The organism is Chitinophaga rhizophila, from assembly GCF_019492185.1.
In the GTDB taxonomy this organism is placed as follows: domain Bacteria; phylum Bacteroidota; class Bacteroidia; order Chitinophagales; family Chitinophagaceae; genus Chitinophaga; species Chitinophaga rhizophila.
Window position 1 is genome coordinate 212,398 of record NZ_JAICCF010000002.1, and the last position, 26,731, is coordinate 239,128.

Here is a 26,731-nt window from a genome sequence, read left to right on the forward strand (position 1 = left end):
TTAATAGAATTATTCATAGATTTGCACTCCCAAATGAAACGCTAATGTATGGCAAAAATTTGGAAAACGGACCGGTAGCTCAGCTGGATAGAGCAACTGCCTTCTAAGCAGTAGGTCATTGGTTCGAATCCAATCCGGTCCACAAAAGAAAGGATAACTGCTGATAGTAGTTATCCTTTCTCTTTTTAGGGCCATTTACCTCCTATGCTGCCCACGGCTTTTGACCCAGCATACATCCTATCTTTAATACACTAGTTCTGAGGAACAGATCACTATTGGAAGAAAATACCCTTGAATAAAATACATATATCGGGTGACATATATACAGGATCGCCAGTACAGCTGAAGACCAGTTATTACCTGATATCACTAATGCGCCTAAGTGAGTGAAAGCAACAACAGCTGCCTGTATACTGATAGTAAAACCCTGATTTTACTGATCAAAGGGCACCGGAGAATAACCCATCCACTACATTACATTAACTGCCTGCCCTTTATAGCGCGCTTGAAACTTATTCTTTTCGGCAAATATCGTAATTGCAGTTCCACCGTTCTCAACACCAATAACAATTTCACAACTATGATTGCCCAAACCAGCTTCTTCATCAAATATCAGAAGCTCCATCTGCTCCTTTGCCGGCAATTGAAAGCAGTCTCCAACAGGCTCAAAATAGATGGTTACTTCAGTATTGATTGTATTGGATAATTTAAACGTTTTCATATTATCTAAGTGAATGAATTAAGGTCTGCAAGGATTGAAATCATCTCTATTCCCCTGGATGATTAAATGAAAATTGAGGTTACGGTCTGATATGCCATTATATAGATTTATCAAAAAAGCAGTACTAAAAGCTTGTTCCCAACCCAAAGACTGTAATGGTCGGTCTTTTATTTGCAGATCAAAAGGACGTGAGAAAAGCTGCATGCCACGACTTGTCACATGGATGTTAAAACTATTATTCACTGCAACAGACTAACTACTATTATCACCCTTTTATAGCCATCCAGCTCCTTTCCTCACTGACCTACGCCTGCAATCACTTTCGTTGTAGCAATATTCATCAGCAAATCCAGCTTATTCTTATATGCCTGAGATATATCCCGCGATTCATTACTTTCAAACAGGTTTCCTCTTACTATCGGTACACTGAATGGCAACGGCCAGGCTCTTAATGCTTTTGCTACGGCATCCATGGTATTAATACCCTGCATAGCCTGCGCGCCGTCAGCCCAGCAAACCAGGCCGACAGTTTTGTCGGTCAGGTATGGACGCGGAAGTTTAGCGCTTACTTCCAGCCAGTCCAGGCAATTCTTCATTGCGCCAGGTATGCTGCCATGATACAACGGAGATAACCAGAAATGTACATCTGCATCCAGAAACAGTTTGTTCATCACCTCCACCGCGTGCGGCGGTTTAGTCAGTGTAACATCGAAAAGGGGAATGCCTGCATCCGCAAGATTAAAAATCTGGTTGTCCACACCTGCCGCCTGTAGTTTTTGTGACAGGTAGCCGGCAAGTACGCCGGACGTCGATAAAGGCCTTCGTTCTAATGCTCCGTTAAATATAATTGCTTTCATACTGTTTATTTTTTATAGATCACTTTGGGCATGCCTACCTCTCCATACATCAGTGTTTTGACAAACGGAGCCAGCCGCTTTGCAGCTAGCATATAAAGAGCAGGCGGAATACCTGCTCTTGCTCGTACAACAACTTTCTGATCTTTATATGCTGATAGATCTACATTATTTACATTCATTGCCCATAGCTCTGTTTCCAGTTCAACAGGGTCTTTAAAACTCAGATAAGCAGCATAGGCGTGTAACCGCTCTCCGATTATCATGTATACCCACGGAGGTATAATAGCATCAACAGAACAGATAACAGCTACTGCCTTTCCATGAAAAGCTGTATAATCCATCTTCCCGACTGATTCCCTAAACTCTTTCTCTTTAATAATCATCTCCATATACAGATGCTCCCGGATATCGAAAACGACTACCTCCAAATCTGGTTTATAGTCTATCAGGTCAAATGCAACAATGCCGGAGGCATCCAGTTTGTTGACAGGCATGTCTGAGCTCATAAGATACAATATTTTGGCGCTGCTATAGGCTTTTTTACTGCTTGCCTGGTTGGATTAACTTACCCTGGCAATAGCTGCTTCGTAATTCTTTTCAACTGCTGACCAGTCCAGCACTGACCAGAAAGCATCCAGGTAATCAGCCCTTTTATTCTGATACTTCAGATAATAAGCATGCTCCCATACATCTACTCCGAGAATAGGAAACCCTCTGCTGGTAACTTGCGTATCCATCAGCGGATTGTCCTGATTGGGTGTAGCTGTTACTGCAATCGTACCATTGAATTTTACGAATAACCATGCCCAACCAGAACCAAACTGCCCCAGACCCGCTTTCTTTATCTCAGCCTTCAGGTTGTCCAGACTACCAAATACACTGTTGATTTCTTCTGCCAGTTTGCCGGTGGGCGCGGTCTTAGGGGTGGCAGACAGAATATTCCAGAACAAAGAGTGATTATAATGACCACCGCCGTTGTTACGTACCGCCGGACCATACTGACTGATCCCTTTCAGCAATTCCTCCAAACTTTTTCCTGCAGCATCATTGCCTTCCAACGCCTTATTCAGGTTGTCAACATATGCCTGGTGATGGCGCTGATGGTGAATCTGCATGGTCTCTTTATCAAAATGTGGTTCCAGGGCCTCGTACGCATAAGGGAGCGCGGGTAACTGATATGTGCTCATTTGTATGTTTTTACTGTTAACAATACAGCGAAGGTATAGGAAGATTCACAATAAAACAACCATTCAGTTGTTTTATTGTGAAATCCCCGAAGACTAAACCGCCTCTCCCACTTGCATTTCATCGAAAGACATCCAGCAATAATATTTTTTACCTACCTTTATAAAACAATAATTCAGTTGTTAATTAGACAGTACCTTTAACGGGAACCCCTGAATTGCATACAGATGAATTGCCATTATGAATGCGACCCAGGATGGCTAAATTTAATTGCATGATGAAACAAATGTCTGAGCGTATATTAATGCTCCTGAAAATGCGGAGAGAAGCCACATCACTGCTCATTGCACAGGAACTTGCCATCACCAAAGAGGGGGCCAGGAAACATTTGCTTAGCCTCGAAAACCAGCAACTGGTCACAGCTGTAGTTAAAAGTGAAGGCGTCGGCAGACCCTCAACTTATTATTCACTCACAGAAAAAGGATTAGCTAAGTTTCCCGATGCCCACGCGGATATTACCGTTCAGCTACTGAAATCCATACGCAATCTGTTAGGCGAAAACGCCCTTGATCTGCTCATTGGCGATAGGGAAACGAATGTTTATAAAAGATATGCCCAGGCCATGGAAGGCGCAAAAAGCCTGGAGGATAAATTGACTATCCTTACCCAGAAACGCTCAGAAGAAGGCTATATGGCCGAATGGAAGCAAAATGGCGATGCTTATCTGCTTATTGAAAATCATTGCCCTATTTGTGCTGCTGCACAGGAATGCCAGGGTTTCTGCCGCTCAGAACTTAACAACTTCAGACAATTAATTGGTAACGCTTATGCCATAGAACGCATTGAACACATTATCAATAACTCTAATCGCTGCGCTTATGAGATTAAGCGCATAGAAGCACATAGCTAATACAGACAATACCTGCATCACCAGGAATCCGTATCGGGACGAACCAGGCATGGACTTGAATACTCCAAGCGACCTGCTAGCGACCTCCAAGCGACCTCCAAGCACACCTGTAACAACTAATTCTGACAACTTCGCACACCAACAAACCACCGCATCGGCCATACCCGCCGCCTTCCTACTATAAACAGAATTATCTAGTTTTACAGCGGCAAAATCCTCTTATCATGAAGAACAATGCTCAAGACTGGACACGTCGGCTAAAGGAAAAATACCCTATTGTATCTGACGCTGAATGGGCGCTCCTCGATAAAATCACAAAAGTTAAGGTGATAAAAAAAGGTGAAAGCTTCTTAAGATATGGCAGAATTGCCAGATATGCCGCTTTCGTCATCTCAGGCCAGTTCGCATTCACTATCATTGACGACGAAGGCAACGAGAAAATCATCAGATTTGGCTTCGCTGACGATTTCTTAGCTAACTGTGAGAGCTATTTCAAGACAGCCCCTTCCGCCGTAAGCATCACTGCACTCGAGGATGCTGTCATCAGAAGAATCAATATAAAACAGTTACAGCCGCTGCCTGACGAATTTAATGCGCTGATGGACGCATTTCTGGATAGCCTCTAAATGCATCAGCGGATGCGCTGATAGAACGCATCCGCTGATATGCTTTGTCGTAACGCTATAATTTACGTCGTAACCGCACATCAAGAAATATCTCATTCTTTTCTTCCGAAGACAATTCCAGGAAACGTTCATACTGTTTCAGTATATCGGCAATAATTTCATTCTTGGTAAAATATTCAACATTATACCCCTGCCGCTTATCGCCGAAATAAGTTTTAGGTATGAATGTCTCATTCTCCGCTGCCCCAGGCACATTGTCTTCATTTACAAGCACATCTGAGATCATTTTCGCCTCATTACGCACCCCGTATGTAAAGTCATCAATGGTTTCATGCTTAATTGTCAGCGACATATCCAGCGGTACTTCCATATCCTGAATAGTGGCAGTGATACCCCGTTGGTTAAATTCAGCTGCCAGTTCATCAAATGCCGGACGCACCGTCTCACGCATAAAATGATTAACACCCTCCTGTGTCTTGAAGGAAAGGATCCGTTTCAGTCGTTCCTTCCATAGGTCTCCCGACCAACTATGCGTAGAGGGAGAAAACTGCCTGTTGTAGTAATAATCATCTATCGCTAATCCTTTAAACAGGCTATAGCAGAATAACAACATGATAATTGAGAATGGTAACGCTGTAATCAGGGTCATCGTCTGTAGTGACTGGAGCCCTCCTGCATTCAGTAGTACCAGCGCCATTAAGCCCAACAACGCGCCCCAGAATATCAGCTGCCATTTAGGAGACTTTGCAGCATTATTAGTAGCTATACTGTTCATGACAAGGATGCCCGAATCAGCAGAGGTGACAAAAAATATAAAGATCACAATAATCACTAATACACTACTTATTCCTGAGAATGGGAAATAGTCCAGCACGACAAACAGCAGGTCTTCTACTTTATTGATCATTGCCCCCAACTGGTTATCAGGAGATGTTCTGTAAAGCCAGGTAGCCGTATTACCAAACACCGTCATCCACATAAAATTAAATACAGTAGGTACGATAAGCACAGCTCCGACAAACTCGCGGATAGTACGTCCCCTGGATATCTGCGCAATAAAGAGTCCTACATAAGGTGCCCAGGATATCCACCAGGCCCAGTAAAGGATGGTCCATCGGAAAAACCAGGGCTGGGTTGCCGGTTCATAGGCATGTGTATCAAATGTAAGGCTGAAGAACTCATTCAGGTAGTAGCCTATACCTTCAGAGAAAGATCCGAGTAAGAACACTGTCGGCCCTACGATAAGGACGAATAACATCAACACGATCGCCGCTATGATATTAAACTGACTTAAGAACTTGATCCCCTTGCCTACTCCAGAGGTTGCTGACAGGATGGATACTGCCATGATAATAATCACCAGCAGGATCTGGTAACGGAAACTGTTATCTGCCAACAGCCCGATTCGTACCAGACCTGCATTAAGCTGCACCACACCAAAGCCCAGGGTTGTTGTAATACCGAAGAAAGTACTGCACAAGGCAAATGTATCAATAGCATCACCGGCACGGCCGTTGATCCGGTTCTTAAGTATAGGATAAAAGCAGCTCCGCAATGATAGCGGTAACTTATAACGATAAGTAAAGTATGCCAGGGCCAGACCTACAACACCGTAAATAGCCCATGCATGTACCCCCCAGTGGAAAAAAGTATACAATTGTGCATCCTTTGCACGTCGTATTTCACTATGCCCGGCAAACGCGGTATCAGCATAATGAGCTACAGGCTCAGCAACACTAAAATACATCAGGCCAATGCCCATACCAGCTGCAAACAGCATAGAGATCCAGGAGAAGAAGGAATACTCAGGTTTTGAGTCGCTGTCCCCCAGCACAATAGAACCATATTTACTGACGATCAGAAAGAAGAGAAAGAAAACAAAGATGGTAACTGACCATACGTATACCCAGTTCAGGTTTGTAAATATCCAATCCTGTATCCGTCCCAGCATAGACGAAGCCAGATCCGGAAAAAAGCTTGATATCAATGTTACTCCCAGTATAAAAAGCAAACCTGGTATTGCGATTCCCCGGTTGAGCGTGCTTTTCGTAAATAAGTGCTTTCCCAAACTCATACATGAAGGTTATTTATATGAAATTTCACATTGCTACAAATGATGCAAGGTGGCTAAACTAAGTAATGCTGTTAAAACAAGCAAAATCATCAATAGTTCTATTGGTACCTATAAAATGATGCCGGTTCAGTAAAATCGAATCAGGCTTGAATTTTGGGATAGCCGGTATACGGAGTATTCCCGGGGGCGCATGTACTTACAGAACAGGACCTGAAACAGCAATATATCCTGATTGTATCAATACGCTAATCATTACTACATGTCAAAAACACGCAGACCTTCGTACCTTAATTTTGACGGTAAATCTTATTCCTGGAAGCGGGGCATTGATTACAGAAAACACCCCGAAATGTACAAAGTGGGTAAAGGGGAACAAGGTGTGTTGATTTGCGAACCTTATAAATCAGAGATTGGCCAATACTGGCGTTTCAAAGATCCAGAAACAGCCGCCGCGAGTAGTGAAAAGATATACGCATTATTTGAAGAGTATCTAACACAGGATGATTTTGTTGGTGCTGATATGGCGCGTAAATACCTGCAAATGGGGTTTACCCGGGCGAGGCGTTATGCAAATTATAAGGGAGGTATCAAATATCAGAAAGACAATGATTACAAATTAAATGAGCGTGGTACAGGAGAAGAGGCCAAAGCAGTAGCAGCCCAGATCTTCTATGATAAGTACAAGCTGGCAGAGCGTCATCCAACTTATAAAGACCTTAAGGCCGATTGGAAAGCCAGGCTTGGATAATACCATTACAGCCACTACTCTTCGGGATATATAAACAGAAAGAGGATAGCTACCCGTGAAATAAGCGCTACCCTCTTTTATTCTGCCTGGCAGAAAGTTAATTACTATGCTGCAATAATTCTATTAAAAACCGGATAGCGTTACCGGAATATAGTAGTGTGCACTTATGTTGTGAGTAGTATTTGTATATACAACACCAAAATAGTATTCACCATTGGCCCAGGACTTGTTTCCCTGCACCGGGTTTTGTACAGGCAAATGATTATCAGCAGTAGCGCCAATCACCATTGTTCGCGGAGTAAAATCCGGCATTCCGACATAATTAGTGAAGTAGTCCAGCTCTTTCATCGCTTTATGCTCCCGCATATCCGCAACAATTACTTTGGAGAAGTCGATATCCTGCACAGACTCTGGCAAGTGGTTTGCGCTCTTCCGGATGAGTAACGTATATATTATACCATCATCTTTCACACCTTTAATATCCACAAACGCATTCACTGTATCGTTTTTGGCAAAGCCTTTATCATCCGGCAGCATGAATCCCCTGTTAAGGATGTAAAGATACCCTGTACCTATCTTCTGCAGCATGAAAGAATATAATTCCGGATTCACGGGCAGTCCTGCTGCGCTGACAAGCTTAATAGGATGGACCTCTTCTGTCACGCTTCCATTCTCGTCATTCACGCGTATAACAAAGTCATAAGTACCTTCAACGGCAGCTTTATCAATGTCAAAATGCTTGTGTACATTGGTATTTTTCGCTCCGCTAAATTCGTCCCATGTTGCTTCGTAAGACCACTCCTTTTCATAAGTCTGCCCTTGTTGCTGCCTGATCAGTATTTGGATATTTTTGATACGGGTACCTGCAACAACATCCATTTCAAGATGGAAGTCCCGGCCGATTATTGCCTGTCCGTTATTACCCGAACCAATTTCCAGGTTAGAGATGGTAGCCTTAGCTGGAGACGGCGCTGGTTCATCGTCCTTCTTACAGGAAGACATTAGTCCCACCACCAGGGCGGTTAAGATAACTGCAAAGCGGCCGGCCTTGATACTAAACATTTTCATATTGTTTCTTGCTTTTGTTTGATCAGTAGATGGTCCGGTCTGCGTAGTACAACGGCCGCAGACCGGCATTAATTTCCTGTATATTGGTTTATTTGATTTTGATGCTTAATCCTTTAATAGTCTGCCAGCCTTCCTTGTCAGTCAACCGGATCATAAAGTGATAGTCCCCCGGATCCACATCTGCAGGCACGCTGATCTCCTGCTGGATGTCATAAGTCTTTTGTCCGGCGGGAATAGGAAACTGCTTAATCAGCAGAAACGGGGTTACCGGAGTTTTCTTCTGGTCCATATTGCAGCTTTCTACTTCTGTACTATGGGTGTGGTGATCGAAGTTGTGGTGGATATCTATACTTGAAGAGCCTAAGGCGACATTGTCACTGAAGTGCGCCCTGAATACAAATTTCTCACCTCTTCTAATCTCTTCGCATTGCTTTGGAAAGGCAGTTGAAGCAGTAATATCAATCACCGGATATTCTGTATCCACTTCGTCCTTTTCGTCTTTTTTACATCCGCTCACGATCGCCAGTGAGGCTATCAGCAGTGATGCGATGTATACATTCTTCTTCATTTTACTATCAGTTAAAAGTTACAGATCTTTATTAGTATTCAATAGTGAACGGGATGGTTCGAGATACCGTCTGGTTAAAGGTTGTATTCTTGTATATAATGACCAGGTTATAATCGCCACTCTGCCAGGCTGTTTCCCCCTTAACAGCATTTGGTGTAGGTGCATTATTATCATTTTCTGCCCCAATGATCAGATTAGGTATATCTCTGAGTACTGTGAATGTATTTACATCAAAAATGAAGTTGGAGAAGTCATATACCTTGGCTTCATTCTTATGTTCCAGTACATCATATACTACCGCCTTGCTCAGGTCTACTTCCTCTATTGTTTTAGGATTGTAGCCTGTCGATTTTTTAACCAGCAGCATATAGAGTTTACCATCGCCTTTTACGTAAGAGACATTCACCTGCGCCTGTAACGTGTCTCCTTTCTTTAAAGGCTCAGTAGGATAATTATCTTTATCTCCATGTGCATCGTAAAACGGCGTCCAGTTCCGGTGTACATACAAGCCGGTAATAAGTGGTCTTACAGGAAGGTTAGCAGCAGCGTAGATCTCTAAATCTCTCCTCACGTCCAGTTGAGTACCGTTCTGGTCATACACGATCATATGCAGGTCATACTTACCTTCTGCTGCATCGCCAGGTATGTTGAAGTGCTTATGCACATTAGTGTTTTTAAGTCCTTTATACTGGTCCCAGGTAATTTCGTGTTTCCAGACCTTACTATAGGTTTCTCCGGCCTTCTGAAGAATTTTAACCTCAACCTTTTCTATCTTGTCGCCGGCAACAATATCCGCTTCAAAATGGAAGTCCTGATTGATCACGCCGATGCCTGCATCACCTAAGCCAAGCTCCAGGTTCTCAACAGTGGGCTGCGGTAATTGCGGTACTTCGTCCTTATCTTTCTTACAGGCAGAAAAGGTTACGATTAACAGTAGTATAGCTATTATTAGTTTAGTCGTTTTCATATGTCAGATTGTTTGCTATTTATTTGAATGGTGGGCATGGGCGCTCACTGTCTGCTGCCCTGAAAAAGGTATTTTTAATGATAAAATGATGTTTCTCCCCGCTTCCGGCAACTCAATAAGTCTATAGAAGCTGGTATGGTTCAGGTAACGTGTATCGAAGACATTCTGCACCTGTAGGCTGATGGCAATGGGCTGGGTAAAGAAGCGGACCTGCGTTCCTGCCTGCAAGTTCACTAGTTGGTAGCCTTTGGTCTTCTTTTCCGGCGGCACGATATTATGCTGACTCGCAGTGATACGGTAATCGACGGACAGGTACGTATGTTGGAAGTTCTTATTAACAGCAGGCGACCACGTCAGATTAAACAGACCGGATACAGGCGGTGAGAAAGGCAGTGTATAGCCTTTCTTGCTGCCGGACAATTGCTCTGCATATAGGTATTCGCCCAGCACCTCAGCACTGAGTGAGGGAAGAAAGCGATATTTCAACTGTACTTCTCCACCATACCGCATCACCTTACTTTGCGCATACTGGAATACCTGGTTACCGGCTCCGTAGTAATAGTCGTGATCAGGAGTCGGGTTTAAATAGATATAGTTAGGGAAATAGTTGTAGAACGGGCTTAGGATAACAGACCAGCGTTGCCTGTTCCAGCTTAAACTCAGGTCTGCCTGGTAGGATTGTTCGGCAGATAGAGAAGCGTCTCCGCGTTCATAATTGAAATAGTGGTAGTTTACGCCGTTTGCACCTAATTCCTTTGCAATGGGCATACGGAAGCTTTTGCCGATATTAGCCTTGAGCTCAAACTGATCCAGATTGTAGTTCATGCCCGCAGACCATACCAGGCTATTGAAGCTGCGGGTAAGGTCATTGGCACGTACAAGGTACTGGGCCTGAGTACTACCATTCCCGTTGACCTGAGAAGGGAACCAGTCAGTGTATTTGAACATACCTATCCTTCCGTAATCATACCTTACAGCTCCATGCAGCAACAAGTGCTCATTGACAGCGTATTTATCATATACAAAAGCACCCAGGCTTTCCTGTTTAAATGCCGGAACCAGGAAGGTCCACCCGTTAATAGTATTATCCTGTAATTCGCCGGTAATGCCAAATTTAAGTGTATGGTGTCCAAATTGGGCTTCATCACGCAGGTTGAGGGAATATACCCGTTTATCAAATTCACGCTCCAGGTTGTCAGGTATACGTAGCGTATCAGGATATACAGGCGGCATGTAACCGTGATTGACATACCCACTGAACTCCTGACGGAAGTTATGCTGATAGCCCAGTTCCATTTCCAGGTGATGATGGCCTGCATGTACGGCGCTTCTGTTAATTATCTTGAAATGGTTCACCTGCTGCCTGGGCAACAGAATATCCCTGGCAGAAGCATCGTGCAGGGCAGTGTTGACCATCCGGGGCTCCAGTCCATGTGCATTGGCAAAGAAGCCGCTTTTACTATAGGTGTTACTTACATAGAAAATACTCTTGAAATGATCACCGATATACCCGGTATTCAAATGTATACCGGTCTCTTTTCCAGCGGTATTCCGCAGGCGGTTTTTGTACAGATCTACTGTATAATCATAGACATATACCTTATCTGTGGGTACCCGGTAGTCAGCATAATCCTGGTAGGTCATTCTCGCATCAAAGAACAGGTGATTACTCCTGCTGAAGATGTTAGCAGAGACGCCGTACAGGTTATTATTACTTTTCCCTATCAGATCGACTGAACCGCCAAAGGTATGTACCGGCGGTGCCTGGGCCGGCTTTATATCAATAGCCCCACCGATAGCGTCTGAGCCATATACGAATGATGCCGCCCCTTTAATCAGTTCTACTTCACCGGCAGCAAACTGGTCTATCTCAAGTCCGTGGTCTGCGCCCCATTGTTGTCCTTCATGTTTTACGCCTTTGTCCACCACTACAACTCTGTTAAAGCCAAGCCCTCTTATCAGCGGCTTAGACTGACCGGAGCCGATACCAATTGTTTTTATGCCCGGTAGTCTTGACAATGTTTGCATCAAACTACCACCTAAGTGACGTTGAATGAAGCTTCTGTCTACTATATCTACGTTCAATGATTCGTTTTGCCGCCTGTCCTGTATGTGTCGGTCCTGTATTATAACCTCTTGTAGCTGCTTGTTCAGTGGCGGCAATGAACTGGAATCGCCGGTTGTTTTAACAGGTGGCGGAGCAATTTGTGCACAAAGCCGTTGTGCAGTAATAAGCATGATAATAAGCGGCAAAGAACGACAGGTAGCAGCTATGCGGGAGCATAGGCAGACCTGCCAGTCTGAAAGCTGGTAAGACAGAATGGTCAAAACAAAGTAATTTGGATGGCTTGCGGCCACCTTCAGTAGTTAGCTATAGTAATAAGAACAGATTGCCTGTCTGCGCAGGGCGATGAGACAAAAAAGCGGATAACGATGTCTCAGTTAGCAGTAGAAAGAGGGTGGGCCTCTGGAGGAGTGGATATGCAGCGGACTATCACATGGGTATAACAGATAACCGTAAGCCAGCGTAACTGGTTGTGTTACAGGAGCTACCAATACAAAGGGCCGTTCCGGACCATCTGCTACCTGTTGATGCAGGGTATAATCACAAATCAGACAGCTTTTGGCAGCACTGATATTCAATTCATACTCCACATGGTCATGACAACCGGCATGTCGGTGAACGACCTGTATGGCCAGGGTGGCAACGAAGATAAACAGCATGACAAACGCCGGGAATTTCCTGACATTTCTTACTGTACTATGTATCTTCAGATGCAACATGGCTGCAAATGTAGCCTTTTTTATGAAGTCTCAAAGCAAGAAGCCTGTTAAATCTGTATCATGCTGAAGCGTGTAGCGGGACGGACTTGTTGATGAAAGGGGTATTTGTATAGCGTTATGCATCCTCTGGGGTGAGGATCAACAGTTACTGAACGAGTTATAACAACCCGCATAGCAGAAGGCAAGTAGTTGCATTCACATTATATAGAGTGGATAGCCGGAGGCGGCTAATAACAATGTTGGATAATCTTACGTGCAATATCTTCTGGCGTTAAGATATAATCAGGATGGTCATTGGCAATGAGGGCCTGGGGCATAATAGGGTGTTCTGCTGTATAGGGCTCCTGCACAATGACAATACCTTGCCTGCTTTCTATGGCCATTGCCCCCTCTATTCCGTCATGCGCGCCTGCTCCTGACAGGATGATCCCGATTGCCTGGCTACCTACTTCCTCAGAAAGAGAGGTAAAAAACTGGTCGATTGTCTTATTTAACCGGCGTTCTTCAGCAGTACGGTCCCTTACTATCAACATACCATCAGCAATGCTCATCACTTTACCTTCACCTATGACATATACATTGCCCTTCTCCATCTCCATGTTGTGATCTACCTTATGTACAGGCAAGTAAGAAGATCGCTGAAGGATTTCAGCCAGTTTACTTTCGTAATTACTACCGAGGTGTTGTACTATAGTTATTGCTGCATTGATATTTGGGGGGATGCTGCCCAAAATCTGCTTGAGTGGTGGTAAACCACCTGCAGACGATCCCACTGCTATAACTTTAAAATTATATCCCATATTCACTGTAATATAAGTATTCCACCGCTTGCAGCTGCAATCACAGCCTGCATTTTTTTAGAATTAGGATTGCACCTCCCGGGTCTTGATAAAATTAAGTATCAGCTGAGAGATCTTTGTTGATTGCTCATGGTGCAACCAATGAGTTGCATCATCAATCATCACCAGTTTACCTTTGGCACATCTGCGTACACTCCTGCGGGCCATACCAGCGTTGAGAAAGGCATCCTGTTTACCCCATATCACCAGCGTTGGCATGGTAATCATCCCTTTGCCAGGTCTGTAATACCGGGACGCCCTGTACCAGTTAAGCATCGCCGTCAAAGCGCCGGGCTGTTGCCATGCTACCCTGTATTGCTTCAGCTGATCTTCACTGAATGTATGCTTCCGCGCGGTGGATATTAACATGCTGCTTAGCACCTTACAATTGAAAGATTTCAACAGTAGCTCCGGGAACCATGGTAATTGAAACATTGCCTGATACCAGCTTTTCAATTGCTGCGACAGACTGGTTTTTAACGTCTCAATCATTACAATGGGATGGGGCATATTAAGTATAATAAGCTGCCTTAGTAAATGTGGATGGCGAAGTGCTACCTCCCATGCTACGGCTCCACCCCAGTCATGCCCGACCAGTATAACTTTACCAGTTGTCAGGATACCGATTAGGGCCGCTATATCAGTCACCAGATGATCCATCATATAAGAATGGACGTCATCCGGCTTATCGCTGAGGTTGTAGCCACGCTGGTCAGGCGCAATCACATAGTACCCCTGGGCCGCGAGATATACCATCTGCTCTTGCCATGCACCGCTGTACTCCGGAAATCCATGCAGAAAGATAACGATCTCTGCATCGGGCGCTCCCAGTTGCAAACTGTGGATTTTTATTCCATTGACCAGATCAAACCGCTCTTCCATGATTATTATTTGTTGAAGTTATCCTCGCAAAAAGACTTCCAACTTCACCGAATCACCATTATCCGGTCTGGTATCATCTTTGACCAGTACACACTAAATGACGGAACGCCTATTACAGCGAACTGTTGCATGATTAAACTGTAAATCAAAATTTATCAATAATGGCAACTTTCATTAAATCATCAACCGAGCAGACATCCGGACGAATTGTTAATCTTGACCTGGTAACTCATATCAATGCAGGAACAGGTGAAAGCGGAGATCATCAGATACGTTTTTACTTTAGCAGAGAACATTTTGAGATTTGGTCATATGAGGATGAAGCAGCCAGAGACAGGGACTATGACAGCGTACTTTCTAAAGAGGTAAAGACATTAAGTGGCTCATTGGCTCTTTAGCAAATCGGGTATATAACAATACAAAATGAGACATCCTGCAGGCATGACCTGCAGGATGTCTCATTTTGTGTATATAATAGTATGCTATTGAATGATTACAGTCTGTACCATTTTCTCTCCGATTCCGGTTACACTTACCATATATTGGCCTTTAGGCAGGAAAGACAAATCAAGCAATTGCAGCTGCTGCACAGTGGTGCGGGTGTAGTGAACGTTCCCTTGCATATCAAATACCTGGATATTCACTGACCTTGAAAGCGGTTTATCAAATTGCAGGTATAGCTGCCCGGCTGTAGGATTCGGGAATACCTTTATTGCTACTTTACCTCCTGCAATAGTATCCCGGCTATGCCTTTCAGCTACCTTCGCTGGCTGTAAGCGGGCTGGCCTTTCATAATAATAAGGATAGGCAAGAGAAGCACATCCGCTTCTTGTCTCGATCATAACCTGATAGGCCCCGGTCTCCGGATCAGTAATCCATGGTTCTCCTACTCCTCCCGCTACACCATTCCGATACCAGGTAAAGATATAATCAGTCGTTGGAATACCATGAGCAGGGAATGCAGCTCCACCCTGGAAAGCAGCAACAAGTGTATCTGGGCCGTCACCACCGGGTATCAGTCTGACTTCAGCCTGATAAGCCTCCGTTACAACAACATCCGTATACGCAGTTCCACGTAGATTGGTACAGCTGTCATATACATGAAGCAGATACCTTCCCGACGTTCTTACAGTAATAGTGCGCAGGTCGGGTAAGCCATTCCATTCAAAGTAACGAGCCTCCGGTGGTGCTACCGCTGTTAACTGCACCCCATCGCCACAGGCATTCGGCCTTTGTATAATGCTAACCTCCCACTGGGTAACAGGCGGAATCAATAACTGTTTACTTACTACCCCTATCCTGCCAGAAACAGTCGTAACTGTTAAGGTAACGGTATAAGTGCCTGCTGCATATCCATGTACCGGATTAGGAATATCAGCACTATTCTGATCACCAAAGTCCCAGGCGTAACTAGCTACGGTTTCTGCTGAATCTACCTGAGCCGAGAAGGAAATTGTTTGTTCGCTGCAATCCACCACATTGTAACTAAAGTCAATAGTTAGCGGTGCAAGTATCTTCCGGTAGTTTACAGTATCAGAGAAATCCCGGCATCCGGTAATACTAATAACTTCCACCTTATAAATGCCATCGGCTGGTTTTACCAGGTAAGGAGAGTTACCTTTTCTGATCAGACTATCGTTACGGTACCAGCGGTAGGTATACCTGGTCAGGCGGGTATTTTGCGGGAATGCGACCAGCGAATCTGCAGTAGCAGACCTACGTACGGAGATCTTACTCTCAAAAGGTCGCTTCAGTACAAGCTGTATAGTATCTCTGCCCCGGATAATGCCCTTAACATCCTTTACAGTAACAATGTACCTTCCGGATCTGGCAACCTTAATTACCGGCGATCGCTGACCGGTGCTCCAGTGAACGGTGTACTTACGCTCAGGAGAGCTGACCTTTGCTCCTAATAGGGCGCTATTGCCACAATTGACTAACAGGGCATAAGCTTTTACTGACCAGCGGGCCGGCGGGCGGCTATTTGCTTCGGTGCCAAATACAAGACCTAAGAATAGTGTAAGAAACAGTAAAGTTTTCATCATGACGTGATAAGGGGTTTGGTAATAAACGATTAAGGGTTACAATAAGCGGTATGCCGGTTAATAGTAGAAAAGAAAGTATATAGGCGACATTTGGGAGTCAACAGTTTTCACAAAAACATTCATAGCACAGCATCTACCCGAAGATAGAAATTATTTTGATAGCATAAACTGAAAGGGCTCATCTTACGATAATTGTACGATCAAATCGAGTATTTATCGTAGGATGAACCCCTGGTTAAAACATTATATTAATATCTGGGATCAGGCTTAGCTGTCAGCTTATACTCTTTCGGAGGCTCTTTCTGCTGCAGGTGGCGGATAAAGTAGTCCCAACGGCGACGCATCATATACGGTGCATCTGCTGCGAAACTGTGCCGGGCATGTGGGAAAATGATCAGGTCATAGTCTTTATTGGCCTTCGTCAGCGCGTCGATTACCAGCATTGTATTGTACGGTGGTACATTATCATCCATCATACCGTGCGCCAGCAGAAGCTTACCTTTAAGATTCCCCGCATATAGCGCATTTGCCTGCTTTGCATAGTCTGCTTCTGTAGTAAGGCCATTATAACGCTCCCCCCAGTCATCCTCATAGCTACGGTTTTCGTGGTTACCTGCTTCTGAAATCCCAACTTTAAAGAAATCGGGGTAGCGGAACAGGGCGGCTGCAGTTGCAAAACCACCTCCTGAATGTCCCCATATGCCTACACGGGTAGTATCTATGTATGAGTAGCGGGCAGCTAGTTGTCGGATACCGGTGATCTGGTCAGGTAAGGTATTCTCTGCCATGTTACCGTAGTTCATATCATGATAGCTTTTGCTGCGCAGCGGATTACTGGTACCTTCCAGCACCATCACAACAAAGCCTAGTTCGGCAAGCGCCTGATGGTCGTTACGGGCAGACAGGAAAGACCAGTCGCGTATTCCCCCACCCTGCGGACCAGGATAGATATAGTCGATTATTGGGTACTTCTTCTGGTTATCAAGATGGGTGGGCGTAAACATTAATCCGTAGATATCAGTTTTGCCATCGTGTGCTTTCACCGTAAAGGGTTGCGGAGCTTTCCAGCCAGTTGCCTTCAGACGGGCCACATCAGTCTTTTCCAGGTTTACCAGCACCTTCCCCTGCATATTGCGTAAAACAGCAGTTGCCGGAACATCTGGTTGTGAGTAGCTGTCAATGAAGTATTGGCCATCAGGCGTAAATGTCAGCTTGTGGTTACCCGGCTCAGGCGTAAGGATGGTAAATCCGCTGCCGTCAAAGTTAATCTTGCAGAAATGGCTGAAATACGGGTTACTGGCGTCCAGACCACATGCGTGGAAATAGATCTCCCTGCGTTGCTCATCAAAGCGCTCAACATTGGTAACCAGCCACTGCCCTTTAGTAATCTGATTCTTTACGCGTCCTGTAGCGGCATCATAAAGGTACAAATGCCCCCAGTCGTCCCGTTCACTATACCAGATAAACTCATTAGACTTTTTAAAATAGCGCCAGTTGATAGCATCCTGTCCGGACTCATACTGTGTGGCTACATTTTCTTCAAAGACCTCCCTTACAGCACCAGTAGCCGCATTGGCAATACGTACCTTTTCCTGTTTATGGTTGCGGGAGGTAGATACAAATGCAAGTTCTGTATTATCATTGCTCCAGTCTACATCGTCAAAAGTACCACTGGAAGAGATATCATCACTCAACGTACCACGGTGTGGATCAGCAGGTACCTGTATAGGAATCACCTTCGCCTGGTTAACGTCAATGATAACCCTGTGGATCATAGCTATAACAGGATCACCCGCCAGCGGATATTTCCAGGATTTCAATACTGGTCTGCCAATGTTGGTAGTAACCAGGTACATATCGCTTACTTCGCGCTGATCCTGCTTGAAGGTGGCAATTTTGCGTGAGTCATGCGACCAACGTAAAACCGGCTTATCACTACTATGCCAGCCAGCATTGTCTGTTGCATAACCGAAGTCTTTAACACCGTCTGTGGTCAGCGCACGTGATTGATTGCTGGCAAGGTCACGTACCCATAAGTTATAGTCTTTAATAAATGCAGCCAGCCGTCCGTCAGGAGAAACTACTTCATTAGCTGCCCGACTATCTGCTACATTCAAAGGCAATTCGCCATTCTTCTCACATTTGTAGGACTGCAAATTGCAGGTCCATTTATACCCATCTACATCAAATGCAATCCCTTTGTTGCCGTTTATGAAACGGAACTGGCGAAACGGCAAAGCGTAAGGCTGATAGTTGTTACCAGTAGATTTAGAAAGAGATATGGCCAACTTCTCCTGATCGAAGGCCGCGACGCGTGTACCTTTTGCCGGATTAACCAGGATAAATTCACTACCGCGGTTAGTCAGTATGCGGTACCAGAAGCGGCCATCTTCCAGCCATTCAGGTGAGATAACATTATTATCTACCAGCGGGGCGGTATTATAAATAAGCCTGCTTTCAGCCAAGCGGTAATCTGTAACCGGAACAGTCTGTTGGGCGCTCACACTACAGAAAGCCAGCATACAGGATGCAGTAAAAAGTAATTTATTCATAGTCTTTTCAGATGCCGGAGCATAATGATTTGGGCTTAAAGATAAGATTGTACACGCTATATTCATAGTAGTTACTACGAATATAAGCGCAGTCTCCAGGCCTCAAGCAGCTGACTAGGGGCCTGCTGGTATGCCCTAACTATATAGTTATAACCGTTCCTGCTCCTCCGTTTTGCGTTCAGCTTGTTTTACTGATCTACCGCCGAAGTGGTAAGTTACGGCAACACCAACCCTGCGTGTATCTGGCTTGTCATTATAGTGAAAATCCGTATAGTCTGTTAACGCTACACCTTGCAGCCTGCTGGTATTAAAAATATCGCTCACTGATACCTGTATCGTACACTTGTTCTGCCACACTGACTTCTTAACGCCTGCGTCATGATAATATATAGGGCGGGTGCGATAGATACCATGAAGCTCTGCGGTGGTTAGGTAACTGCTAACGGTCGCCTTGATACCTGCTGGCAGGGTAAAGTCCTGTTGCAACGTCAAAGAGGCGGCCCACTGGGAAAACTGACGGCTGCCACTGATCATACTAATAGGATACGTTGTGTAGCTGATGTTGGCATTTCCCTGCACCTGCCAGACTGGTAGTATAGAAAGAGGTATCGCAATACGGAGGTCACCCCGCTGCATGGCACCAAGATTGGCCGTCTGACTTCTTATTGCACGGGAATATTCATCGAAGGCCAGCTGTTCAGACAAATAACGGTTGCTATGCCTATAACCAATATTAAAGATGTATTTCTTATGGAGACTGTATGTGGCGGACACATTCCAGGCAAGATCAGGTATTAATCCGGGATTACCGGAGTAATAAAAGTATGGATCACGATACCACCTTACAGGGTTGAGCGCTGTATACCCGGGGCGGTTGATACGGCGGCTTAGCTGTACACTGAGATTGTGATAATCATTCAAAGTATGCTCAATGGAAAATGACGGAAACAGTTGCAGAAAGTTCCACTTATTACGACTTCCCTGCTTTAAAAGATCTGCACTTGCATCTGTATGCTCAAGACGAAGACCAGCATTAAAACTCGTTTTCTTTAGACGCATTGTACCGAAAACATATGCAGCAGCAATCCGCTCATTATATCTGAAATGATTACTGATGTTATCCACTTCTGTCACCACGCCATGCTGCAGAGAATCAAACCGGAAATTATTGTCATTAGTAACTGCAGCGTACTTCAAACCTGCTTTAACCAACAGACTATTAAAAGGTAACTCCGCATCCGCTTTCACTGACCTTATCTTGACAAAACCCGGCTGGTAGGAAGACAAAGTATTTTCTGCGGTGAGTGTACCATCTGGGAGATAATCACGAACATGCATCGCCGCATCTGAGTAATTACGGTAGCTGGTATAATCTGCATCCAGTGTAAGCTTTTTACCCAGGCTATCAAGATCATATTGATAGGTGAGATTAACCGCATCGTAATGATAAGGCTCAATGATATTATTCCTGGAATTACTGATTGTCTGAACCCTGCCCGATGGGGATAGCGTCTGTAATGTAGTACTATGCACACAGGTAAAGTCATCCAGATAACCGTGATAATGCACACCAATTGTATGGCGTGGATGCAATCTATAGACTGCTCCGGTTCTCCATGTGTAATATCGGATTTTGTATGCGGAACCCGTATTTCGCTCCAAGTACAATTGGTTATCTGTTTTGGGTAGTACATTTCCACCCTTCCTGTCTAAATACTTATGCGGTGTATTGAAGTCAAAACTTCCGTAAAGACTAATTTTCTGAGCTGCATATGTCAGGTCGGCATGTTGATTGGTCATCAGGTATCTTCCAGCGCTGACAGCAGAACGCAAATCTATCGCTAATCCGCCGGCAAACTTCTTCCTGGACACGATATTAATAATACCTGCATTCCCTGCCGCATCAAATGAGGCATCTGGTGAGGTAATCAGCTCTATTTTAGCGAGATCTGCTGTATTCAATCCCTTCAAATAATTAGCGAGCTGCGGACCTGATAGATAGGTCATACGACCATTGACCATAATATTCACACCATTGCTCCCCGCATATGTAATATTACCCTCGCCATCTACTGTTATACCAGGAATCTTCGATAATAGGTCAAGCGCCGTCTGCCCAGGTTCATTCGCGGCGTTTTGCACATTGAAAACGATCTTGCCTTTTTCTGCAGTTACCGGAGGGCTTAAAGCTGTAACAGTTACGCCGGATAATCGGGTAGCGGTGGTGTGTAAGGTAAGCGTATGCCAGATGCTGTCACCGGTAAGTACAAGCGTATCTCCAAAAGGCTGGTTGGCGTTAAGAAAGCTGGCAGACAATATATAACGTCCTGGCGACAAACGGAGCCGATAGTTACCTGCACTGTCGGCCTGGGCATTGACAACCTTATTGTAATTGTCTGCGAAACGGGCAATTACAGATGCAAAGGGCAGTGTATTTCCCTCAACATCTTTTACGTCGCCTGCCAATAAGCAGCGTTGCGCAAAGGAGCCGGGCGGTATTGCCAGCACCAGCATCAATACCATCAGATAACTATATTTCATGTCTCAGTCCCTATAATTTGCCATTCCTGTTAAAGATATAGGTCGCCAGCCAGCTGGGAGCCAGGATAAATAGAAGGAATGGCATAATTAACGTCATCCAGTTTACTGTATTCGTTGCCTGAAAATACTTAGGTTTATGCTGAGACCAATTTTCTCCATCCACGGGACTATTATTGAAGATCTTCGGATAGAAATGTAGCTTAGTACTTTCATGAAAAGCGGCGGTACTATCCAGATACTGTAATTGTCTTTTCAATCCGGTACCGACTATATCTGTAAACTGCAATTGCGCATGCATCGGCGGGAAAAACGAGGCTGCTAAATCAGCGGCTTGCTGACGTTGGTGTAACTTCTGTTGCATAGCTTTGGTGTTGCCAGCAGCTTCATCATCACCGGCCTGCTGCATTGCATAGAACCAGATATAATCAAAACCTGGGGACCTCCATTCATAATGACTAAACTGTGGATAATGCTTGAAAAATGCCTGCACAGTGCTGTCATGATCCTTATCCCACTTTGTATGATATCCGTCGCGTTGCTTCAGAAAAGTTTCATAAGCTTCATTAACCGGGTATTTTGCTGTCAGATAATTATTGATGGCAGCAGGGGTTAACAGACATAAAAGCACCCAGGTACTAAGGAGTAGCAAAGCACTTATACTGCTGTTCATACGAAGCACAATAATCAGAAAGCTGATAGCAAACCAGCAGAGTATATAAAGAACAGCCGTGATAGCATAGGCAAATAATTGCACGGACAATGGCAAACCGATAATAACCACGGCCAAAGTAAGTAGTAAAAACAATAGTGCCAGTACCACTACCAACCGTATACTTAGCTTGCTGATAATAAAACGTAAAGGTTTTTTAATCTGCACCCTGATCAAAGACCAGGTACCGTTCTCCATTTCCTGAGACAACACATTGAAATTAAATGCAATAATCAATAATGGAAAGAGAAACAGTATGACAAAACTTAGATCAAGGTTACCTGTCAACTGATTGTATGGGTTTACCAGATCTGTATCATAACGCTGTGCCTCTAGGCCGCGAACGGTAAGATATTGAATAGAGGAGTTTACATCCTGCTGACCAATCGCTAACGAAGCGGCAGCATCCGGCTTATTAATATAGGCAAAGCGGAGATAATACATCAACAGTCCAAACTGATCACGCACATTATGTACATTCCGGGCAATCTGCTCCTGCTGTAAAGCGGTAACTGCCTCAATAGCAGTCTGCTGTTTATCAAGAAAACGCTTTCCTATAACTATACTGATAATACCGACTATCAGGAAAAGGATCAATACGATAATGACCGACCTGCTGCGGATAAAATTCTTAAATGCTAAACGATACATAACTTAAATTGCTTTAGCGCTGCGAGCGGTGAAATAAATAAGAGCAAACGAGCAGATGAACCATAAAAGCATAGCGATGAAAGCTAGCAGCTGCTGACTGGCGACCGATGATACAGACTGATACGTATTCTTAAAATCAGGGAAGGTCGTCCAATGATCTTTATCAATGATCTGTGGCTTATCATGATCCGTCTTCACATTCCCGATATACTTCATCTGCAGTTCGTTCATAGTCTGGGCCAATCCATAACGGTATGTTTCCGCTTCGTTCTGAAAATGCCTGTATGCTTTAAAATCTGTTCCGCTCAGGGCCATGCTTAAGTTCTTTATACCAATCAATGGATTGATAAATACCGCGTAAGTACTGATGTTGTTTTGCCTTTCATAGATATTGTACAACTGCTCCAGATGATCTCCATATACTTCTGCACTCAGCCGTTCCCCTTCACGCATCTGAAAACCACCATAATTAAATGGCAACTTATGTACACTATCTACATGATGAGCTTTTAACACAGAGTCTTTAAGATGCTTGAAATGTGGGTCGTCTGCATTGTGGCTATCGCCTATCAGCAGAATATCTTTCTCAACAGCAGTTTCAAATTCAATCTTGCCAGGTGCGGGATGCATGGTGCTACCAACAGCCTGCAGCGTTTTAGGTAACACTACAGCCATCAGTAACCAGATGCCCAACAGTTTCAGCAAGGCAGCTCTGCTGTTGGCACTATTCGCAGAAACGCAGATCGCAACAGTGCAGATCAACCATAGATAAGCCAGGAATGCAAGCAGCAAATAAATACTACGCAGGCTGATGAAACTATCAGCCGGTAGCTTCGTAAAACTCAGTTGCATAGCTGTTGCTACTAAGACTGGAACCAGAAACATCAAGGACAGTAGAAACAATCCAAGGCTGTTACCTACAATCAATGCTCTGAACCCTGGTCCTTGACTGAGGAGTACTTTAAGCGTACCGTTTTCTCTTTGCTGAGAGATGGCATTAAATCCTAGGAAAAAGAGTATTAGCGGCAGAACTATTTGTATCAATATAGATAAACTGATTTCCCCGAATCTTAATAGACCCGTACTAAAGCTTGCTTCACTGAAATTCACCGTATTTTGTTTGTGTGCTTCCAGAAATACAGCATTACCTGTGTAACTTTCCATACCGTAATCAAACATACTCAACGGATGTTTAAGTCGGAAGGCAAAGGAGCCAAAATGGGCCATACGGTGCGGATGCTTATCTGGATTGGCCTCCCAGCTTTGCCTGGCCTGCTGCTGGAAATTTGTCAGTAGTGCGTTTCGGTCTTTATAAGTTTTGTATCCGGTAACTGCGGAAAATACGACCAGCAGTAGCCAGATAATATAGATAGCTACCAGTGCTCTGCTCCGTAGCGTAATCTTCAGAAAGTGACCGGCAATAGTATTTATCTGATTCATTATCTGTCATTTTAAATTATTTAGCAATACAGCTCTGATCAAAAAGTATAAGTAGCTGTTAGCGTTGCATTACGCGGCGCACCCGGGAATAGTCGTTGGTAGTTTTGCGCGCCTATCCACCAGGTGCTATTGAGCACATTATTCACATTTATTGCTATCTGCATATTGCTTTTACCCGGGGTATAGTATGCTGCTATATCCAGCAATGTATAAGCAGGCGTTTTGAATGATCTGTCAAACCATGGCAGGCGGTCGCCACTATGCTGAACGCCCAGGCCAAGACCCAGATCTTTCAGTAATGGAACATCTGTAAAGTTGTATCGGGTCCACAGACTGGCACTATTCAAGGGAGTATTCTGTTTTCGGGCACCTTTCAGGGCAGGATTGTTATCTTCTATAATCCTGGCATCGATATAACTATACGAAGCAAAGATCTGCCAGTTTGACAACAGATAACCTGTAATATCTACTTCAAATCCCCGGCTACGTTCAGCACCTCTGGTAACCATCGAATCAGGATAATCCGGCAGGTTGGCATTCATTAACAGATTCTTCTGATTGATCTCATACAGCGCCAGGTTAACGTTCAATTTACCATTGAAAAACTCTCCTTTAGCGCCGGCTTCCTTCAGATCGCTGATTAGCGGTTTAAACCGGGCTGCTGACTGGTCTGTCCAGAAATAATTACCAGTAGAAGGCAATAGAGTAACTGTATTGCTCTGTGGCTGATATCCTTGCAAATAGGTTCCATATACATTGATCTGGTCAGTAACACTATATGTAACGCCAATTCGTGGAAGGAGTTTCTTATTGGTAAATGACAGCTCTCTCGTCGATTTATAATTGGTAACATCTTCAAACCATTCCTGGCGTAATCCCAGTAAAACTATCAGTTTATTCCATCGTAGCTGCTCCTGCACATACAAACCGCTGGTAGTAGTCAGCGCTGATGGTATAGCAGTACGCGCATTCAGACTATAATCGCTGATATTACGAATGACATAAGACGGATTACTCAGATCAAAATAATTCACATTGGGCCTCGGTAATGTTTGCCCATTATAAGTGATCGTCTGGTAGTTTGCTGCATTAGCAGGAACAAATGAATTTGCTACTGATCCGTCCTGTAGCAGGAAACCGCGGGCGGAATTTTGACCTCCCCCCTTCATCTTCCGCCAGTTACTCAAATCATAACCTGCCAGCAATTCATGCTTTACCTTCCCTGTTGCAAATCGGAAATTGAAATACGCATTTACATTGTCCGTGGACCAATGCTGTTGACGCTGCACGAACTGCATGCCAACAAGAGAAGTAACAGGTTCATTGTTTATATTTACTGCATATGCATTGGTCGTTCTATGCTCTTGTAAATCTTCACGCCAGGTTTGTTTCATATAAGCAGCATTAAAGCTGATTACATCATTAAATTTGTGCGTCAGACTAGTGGTAAGTGTGAAATCCTTCGACCTGAAAAAATCACTTCCGGAGCCTAGATTCAAAGATATCGGAGTACTACGCAGGTCTGTCTTCCCGGCTACCGCGCCAAAGATGGGCTGCCCCCTGTCAAGATTGCCTTCCATATCGCTATATATTACCTCCACATTAATGGCGGTTTTTTCATTAGGGATAAAGGAAAAAGACGGAGAGATCAGTAATGCATTATTCTGTACCAGATCCCGATAACTTTGCGCCTGCTGATATGCACCATTGATGCGATACAATAACTTTTTTTCCTTGTCCAGCGGCCCTGTGAAGTCCATTGTACCGCGGATGGTACCAAAAGAACCGGCACTGAGACTAACTTCCCTACGATTAAATGCCAGCGGCTTTTTCGTTACCAGATTGATACTTCCACCTGGATCTACACTTGCAAACGTCGCGCTGGCTGGTCCTTTAAGTACCTCTACCCTTTCTATGTTAGCAGTTAGGGGTTGCAGGAAATAGTACTGGCGCGTTCGCATCCCATTAATAATCTGTCCTTCCTCATTCTGACTGATTCCACGTATCGCGTATTGATTATAGTAGCTCGACTGAATAACCCCTGGAATCACTTTCACTGCATCAGCTAGTTGAAAAGCTTGTCTGTCTTTGATCAATTCCTTGGTAACTGTACCTATTGACTGTGGCAACTCTTTATTGAGGATTGCCGTACGCGTTGCACTAAAACTATAATCGCTGTTATATTTTTTAGATGAACGCCCCATCACTTCTACAGCCTGTAGTTTACCAGGCTCGGACAGTAATATCAGATTATATTCACTATTTCCTGAAACAGTGATCCATTCGTGCGCAGATTTATATCCCACAGCAGAAATAAAGATCTCTGTAGCGCCGCTATGTAAACCAGCGGCAGCATAATTGCCGGAAGTGTCAGAGACGGCAGCTTGTTGGTTATTCTTCTGCCTGATTGAGACAGACGCACCGGCAACAGGCTGATTAAATTCATTTTTGACTTGTCCCTTGAGCTTATACTGGCTATAGGCCGATAAAGAAGCAATGATTATAGAGATCAGGAGTATTATATGTTTCATGGCAGATCTGACGGGTATACCGCAGTGATGAAA

The 26,731-nt window shown here is 44.3% G+C and carries 22 protein-coding genes and 1 tRNA gene; 5 read left to right on the forward strand and 18 right to left on the reverse strand.

What is annotated here, in order from left to right; translation table 11 throughout:
• Positions 1–68 precede the first annotated feature (68 nt).
• Positions 69–142: transfer RNA gene (locus tag K1Y79_RS09845), tRNA-Arg, on the forward strand.
• Positions 143–469: 327 nt separating this feature from the next.
• Here the strand turns inward: K1Y79_RS09845 and K1Y79_RS09850 are convergent.
• The 4 genes from K1Y79_RS09850 to K1Y79_RS09865 all read right to left on the reverse strand — a co-directional run bounded on the left by K1Y79_RS09850 (position 470) and on the right by K1Y79_RS09865 (position 2,765).
• Positions 470–721: a hypothetical protein gene (locus K1Y79_RS09850; protein ID WP_220249850.1), complete on the reverse strand. Its 252-nt coding sequence runs from the start codon at positions 719–721 to the stop codon at positions 470–472.
• 296 nt (positions 722–1,017) lie between these two features.
• Positions 1,018–1,578, reverse strand: a complete 561-nt coding sequence (locus tag K1Y79_RS09855) for an NADPH-dependent FMN reductase (protein WP_220249851.1) — start codon at positions 1,576–1,578, stop codon at positions 1,018–1,020.
• A 5-nt stretch (positions 1,579–1,583) separates the two neighbouring features.
• Positions 1,584–2,084 carry a DUF2480 family protein gene (locus tag K1Y79_RS09860; protein ID WP_220249852.1) on the reverse strand — a complete coding sequence of 167 codons (501 nt, stop codon included), beginning with the start codon at positions 2,082–2,084 and terminating at the stop codon, positions 1,584–1,586.
• 54 nt (positions 2,085–2,138) lie between these two features.
• Positions 2,139–2,765, reverse strand: a complete 627-nt coding sequence (locus tag K1Y79_RS09865; protein ID WP_220249853.1) for a superoxide dismutase — start codon at positions 2,763–2,765, stop codon at positions 2,139–2,141.
• Positions 2,766–3,037: 272 nt separating this feature from the next.
• On the opposite strand from K1Y79_RS09865, the gene K1Y79_RS09870 reads away from it, so the two are divergent.
• Positions 3,038–3,673: a helix-turn-helix transcriptional regulator gene (locus K1Y79_RS09870; RefSeq protein ID WP_220249854.1), complete on the forward strand. Its 636-nt coding sequence runs from the start codon at positions 3,038–3,040 to the stop codon at positions 3,671–3,673.
• A gap of 224 nt (positions 3,674–3,897) precedes the next feature.
• On the forward strand, positions 3,898–4,299 hold the full coding sequence (locus K1Y79_RS09875; RefSeq protein WP_236059556.1) for a Crp/Fnr family transcriptional regulator: 402 nt from the start codon (positions 3,898–3,900) through the stop codon (positions 4,297–4,299).
• 55 nt (positions 4,300–4,354) lie between these two features.
• Here K1Y79_RS09875 and K1Y79_RS09880 read toward each other — a convergent pair whose 3' ends face one another.
• Entirely contained in the window at positions 4,355–6,373 is a 2,019-nt protein-coding gene (locus K1Y79_RS09880; RefSeq protein ID WP_220249855.1) for a BCCT family transporter, read from the reverse strand.
• Positions 6,374–6,632: 259 nt separating this feature from the next.
• Here K1Y79_RS09880 and K1Y79_RS09885 point away from each other — a divergent pair, with 259 nt between their 5' ends.
• On the forward strand, positions 6,633–7,121 hold the full coding sequence (locus K1Y79_RS09885) for a DUF4385 domain-containing protein (protein ID WP_220249856.1): 489 nt from the start codon (positions 6,633–6,635) through the stop codon (positions 7,119–7,121).
• A 123-nt stretch (positions 7,122–7,244) separates the two neighbouring features.
• Here K1Y79_RS09885 and K1Y79_RS09890 read toward each other — a convergent pair whose 3' ends face one another.
• The 7 genes from K1Y79_RS09890 to K1Y79_RS09920 form a co-directional block, all read right to left on the reverse strand.
• Positions 7,245–8,189, reverse strand: a complete 945-nt coding sequence (locus K1Y79_RS09890; RefSeq protein WP_220249857.1) for a DUF4625 domain-containing protein — start codon at positions 8,187–8,189, stop codon at positions 7,245–7,247.
• Positions 8,190–8,277: 88 nt separating this feature from the next.
• Entirely contained in the window at positions 8,278–8,757 is a 480-nt protein-coding gene (locus K1Y79_RS09895) for a DUF4625 domain-containing protein (protein WP_220249858.1), read from the reverse strand.
• A 31-nt stretch (positions 8,758–8,788) separates the two neighbouring features.
• The gene (locus K1Y79_RS09900) at positions 8,789–9,724 is read right to left on the reverse strand and encodes a DUF4625 domain-containing protein (protein ID WP_220249859.1); all 936 of its coding nucleotides are present in this window, start codon (positions 9,722–9,724) and stop codon (positions 8,789–8,791) included.
• 15 nt (positions 9,725–9,739) lie between these two features.
• Positions 9,740–12,052 (reverse strand): TonB-dependent receptor, encoded by a 2,313-nt coding sequence (locus K1Y79_RS09905; protein WP_220249860.1) that lies wholly within the window; start codon positions 12,050–12,052, stop codon positions 9,740–9,742.
• Positions 12,053–12,166: 114 nt separating this feature from the next.
• A complete protein-coding gene (locus tag K1Y79_RS09910) occupies positions 12,167–12,508 on the reverse strand; it encodes a hypothetical protein (protein ID WP_220249861.1) in 342 nt (113 codons plus the stop codon).
• A gap of 227 nt (positions 12,509–12,735) precedes the next feature.
• On the reverse strand, positions 12,736–13,308 hold the full coding sequence (locus K1Y79_RS09915; RefSeq protein WP_220249862.1) for a chemotaxis protein CheB: 573 nt from the start codon (positions 13,306–13,308) through the stop codon (positions 12,736–12,738).
• 63 nt (positions 13,309–13,371) lie between these two features.
• Positions 13,372–14,229, reverse strand: coding sequence for an alpha/beta fold hydrolase (locus K1Y79_RS09920; protein ID WP_220249863.1), 858 nt, complete (start codon positions 14,227–14,229; stop codon positions 13,372–13,374).
• A 161-nt stretch (positions 14,230–14,390) separates the two neighbouring features.
• Here K1Y79_RS09920 and K1Y79_RS09925 point away from each other — a divergent pair, with 161 nt between their 5' ends.
• Complete coding sequence (locus K1Y79_RS09925; RefSeq protein WP_220249864.1) at positions 14,391–14,627, forward strand: hypothetical protein; 237 nt, start codon at positions 14,391–14,393, stop codon at positions 14,625–14,627.
• An 84-nt stretch (positions 14,628–14,711) separates the two neighbouring features.
• On the opposite strand, the gene K1Y79_RS09930 is transcribed toward K1Y79_RS09925, so the two are convergent.
• The 6 genes from K1Y79_RS09930 to K1Y79_RS09955 form a co-directional block, all read right to left on the reverse strand.
• Entirely contained in the window at positions 14,712–16,274 is a 1,563-nt protein-coding gene (locus K1Y79_RS09930) for a PKD domain-containing protein (RefSeq protein ID WP_220249865.1), read from the reverse strand.
• 248 nt (positions 16,275–16,522) lie between these two features.
• On the reverse strand, positions 16,523–18,826 hold the full coding sequence (locus K1Y79_RS09935; protein WP_220249866.1) for a S9 family peptidase: 2,304 nt from the start codon (positions 18,824–18,826) through the stop codon (positions 16,523–16,525).
• Between the two features lie 147 nt (positions 18,827–18,973).
• Positions 18,974–21,367: a TonB-dependent receptor gene (locus tag K1Y79_RS09940; protein ID WP_220249867.1), complete on the reverse strand. Its 2,394-nt coding sequence runs from the start codon at positions 21,365–21,367 to the stop codon at positions 18,974–18,976.
• Between the two features lie 10 nt (positions 21,368–21,377).
• Positions 21,378–22,727 carry a DUF3526 domain-containing protein gene (locus K1Y79_RS09945; RefSeq protein WP_220249868.1) on the reverse strand — a complete coding sequence of 450 codons (1,350 nt, stop codon included), beginning with the start codon at positions 22,725–22,727 and terminating at the stop codon, positions 21,378–21,380.
• Between the two features lie 3 nt (positions 22,728–22,730).
• The gene (locus K1Y79_RS09950; protein WP_220249869.1) at positions 22,731–24,167 is read right to left on the reverse strand and encodes an ABC transporter permease; all 1,437 of its coding nucleotides are present in this window, start codon (positions 24,165–24,167) and stop codon (positions 22,731–22,733) included.
• 38 nt (positions 24,168–24,205) lie between these two features.
• On the reverse strand, positions 24,206–26,698 hold the full coding sequence (locus tag K1Y79_RS09955) for a TonB-dependent siderophore receptor (RefSeq protein WP_220249870.1): 2,493 nt from the start codon (positions 26,696–26,698) through the stop codon (positions 24,206–24,208).
• Positions 26,699–26,731: the final 33 nt, after the last annotated feature.

Bases quoted from the DNA above. Each gene is read 5' to 3' on its own strand.
- K1Y79_RS09930 (WP_220249865.1), bottom strand. From the start codon at position 16,274: ATGATGAAAACTTTACTGTTTCTTACACTATTCTTAGGTCTTGTATTT.
- K1Y79_RS09860 (WP_220249852.1), bottom strand. From the start codon at position 2,084: ATGAGCTCAGACATGCCTGTCAACAAACTGGATGCCTCCGGCATTGTT.
- K1Y79_RS09865 (WP_220249853.1), bottom strand. From the start codon at position 2,765: ATGAGCACATATCAGTTACCCGCGCTCCCTTATGCGTACGAGGCCCTG.
- K1Y79_RS09910 (WP_220249861.1), bottom strand. From the start codon at position 12,508: ATGTTGCATCTGAAGATACATAGTACAGTAAGAAATGTCAGGAAATTC.
- K1Y79_RS09890 (WP_220249857.1), bottom strand. From the start codon at position 8,189: ATGAAAATGTTTAGTATCAAGGCCGGCCGCTTTGCAGTTATCTTAACC.
- K1Y79_RS09875 (WP_236059556.1), top strand. From the start codon at position 3,898: ATGAAGAACAATGCTCAAGACTGGACACGTCGGCTAAAGGAAAAATAC.
- K1Y79_RS09850 (WP_220249850.1), bottom strand. From the start codon at position 721: ATGAAAACGTTTAAATTATCCAATACAATCAATACTGAAGTAACCATC.
- K1Y79_RS09855 (WP_220249851.1), bottom strand. From the start codon at position 1,578: ATGAAAGCAATTATATTTAACGGAGCATTAGAACGAAGGCCTTTATCG.
- K1Y79_RS09945 (WP_220249868.1), bottom strand. From the start codon at position 22,727: ATGTATCGTTTAGCATTTAAGAATTTTATCCGCAGCAGGTCGGTCATT.
- K1Y79_RS09940 (WP_220249867.1), bottom strand. From the start codon at position 21,367: ATGAAATATAGTTATCTGATGGTATTGATGCTGGTGCTGGCAATACCG.
- K1Y79_RS09900 (WP_220249859.1), bottom strand. From the start codon at position 9,724: ATGAAAACGACTAAACTAATAATAGCTATACTACTGTTAATCGTAACC.
- K1Y79_RS09870 (WP_220249854.1), top strand. From the start codon at position 3,038: ATGATGAAACAAATGTCTGAGCGTATATTAATGCTCCTGAAAATGCGG.
- K1Y79_RS09885 (WP_220249856.1), top strand. From the start codon at position 6,633: ATGTCAAAAACACGCAGACCTTCGTACCTTAATTTTGACGGTAAATCT.
- K1Y79_RS09935 (WP_220249866.1), bottom strand. From the start codon at position 18,826: ATGAATAAATTACTTTTTACTGCATCCTGTATGCTGGCTTTCTGTAGT.
- K1Y79_RS09920 (WP_220249863.1), bottom strand. From the start codon at position 14,229: ATGGAAGAGCGGTTTGATCTGGTCAATGGAATAAAAATCCACAGTTTG.
- K1Y79_RS09925 (WP_220249864.1), top strand. From the start codon at position 14,391: ATGGCAACTTTCATTAAATCATCAACCGAGCAGACATCCGGACGAATT.
- K1Y79_RS09880 (WP_220249855.1), bottom strand. From the start codon at position 6,373: ATGAGTTTGGGAAAGCACTTATTTACGAAAAGCACGCTCAACCGGGGA.
- K1Y79_RS09915 (WP_220249862.1), bottom strand. From the start codon at position 13,308: ATGGGATATAATTTTAAAGTTATAGCAGTGGGATCGTCTGCAGGTGGT.
- K1Y79_RS09950 (WP_220249869.1), bottom strand. From the start codon at position 24,167: ATGAATCAGATAAATACTATTGCCGGTCACTTTCTGAAGATTACGCTA.
- K1Y79_RS09955 (WP_220249870.1), bottom strand. From the start codon at position 26,698: ATGAAACATATAATACTCCTGATCTCTATAATCATTGCTTCTTTATCG.
- K1Y79_RS09895 (WP_220249858.1), bottom strand. From the start codon at position 8,757: ATGAAGAAGAATGTATACATCGCATCACTGCTGATAGCCTCACTGGCG.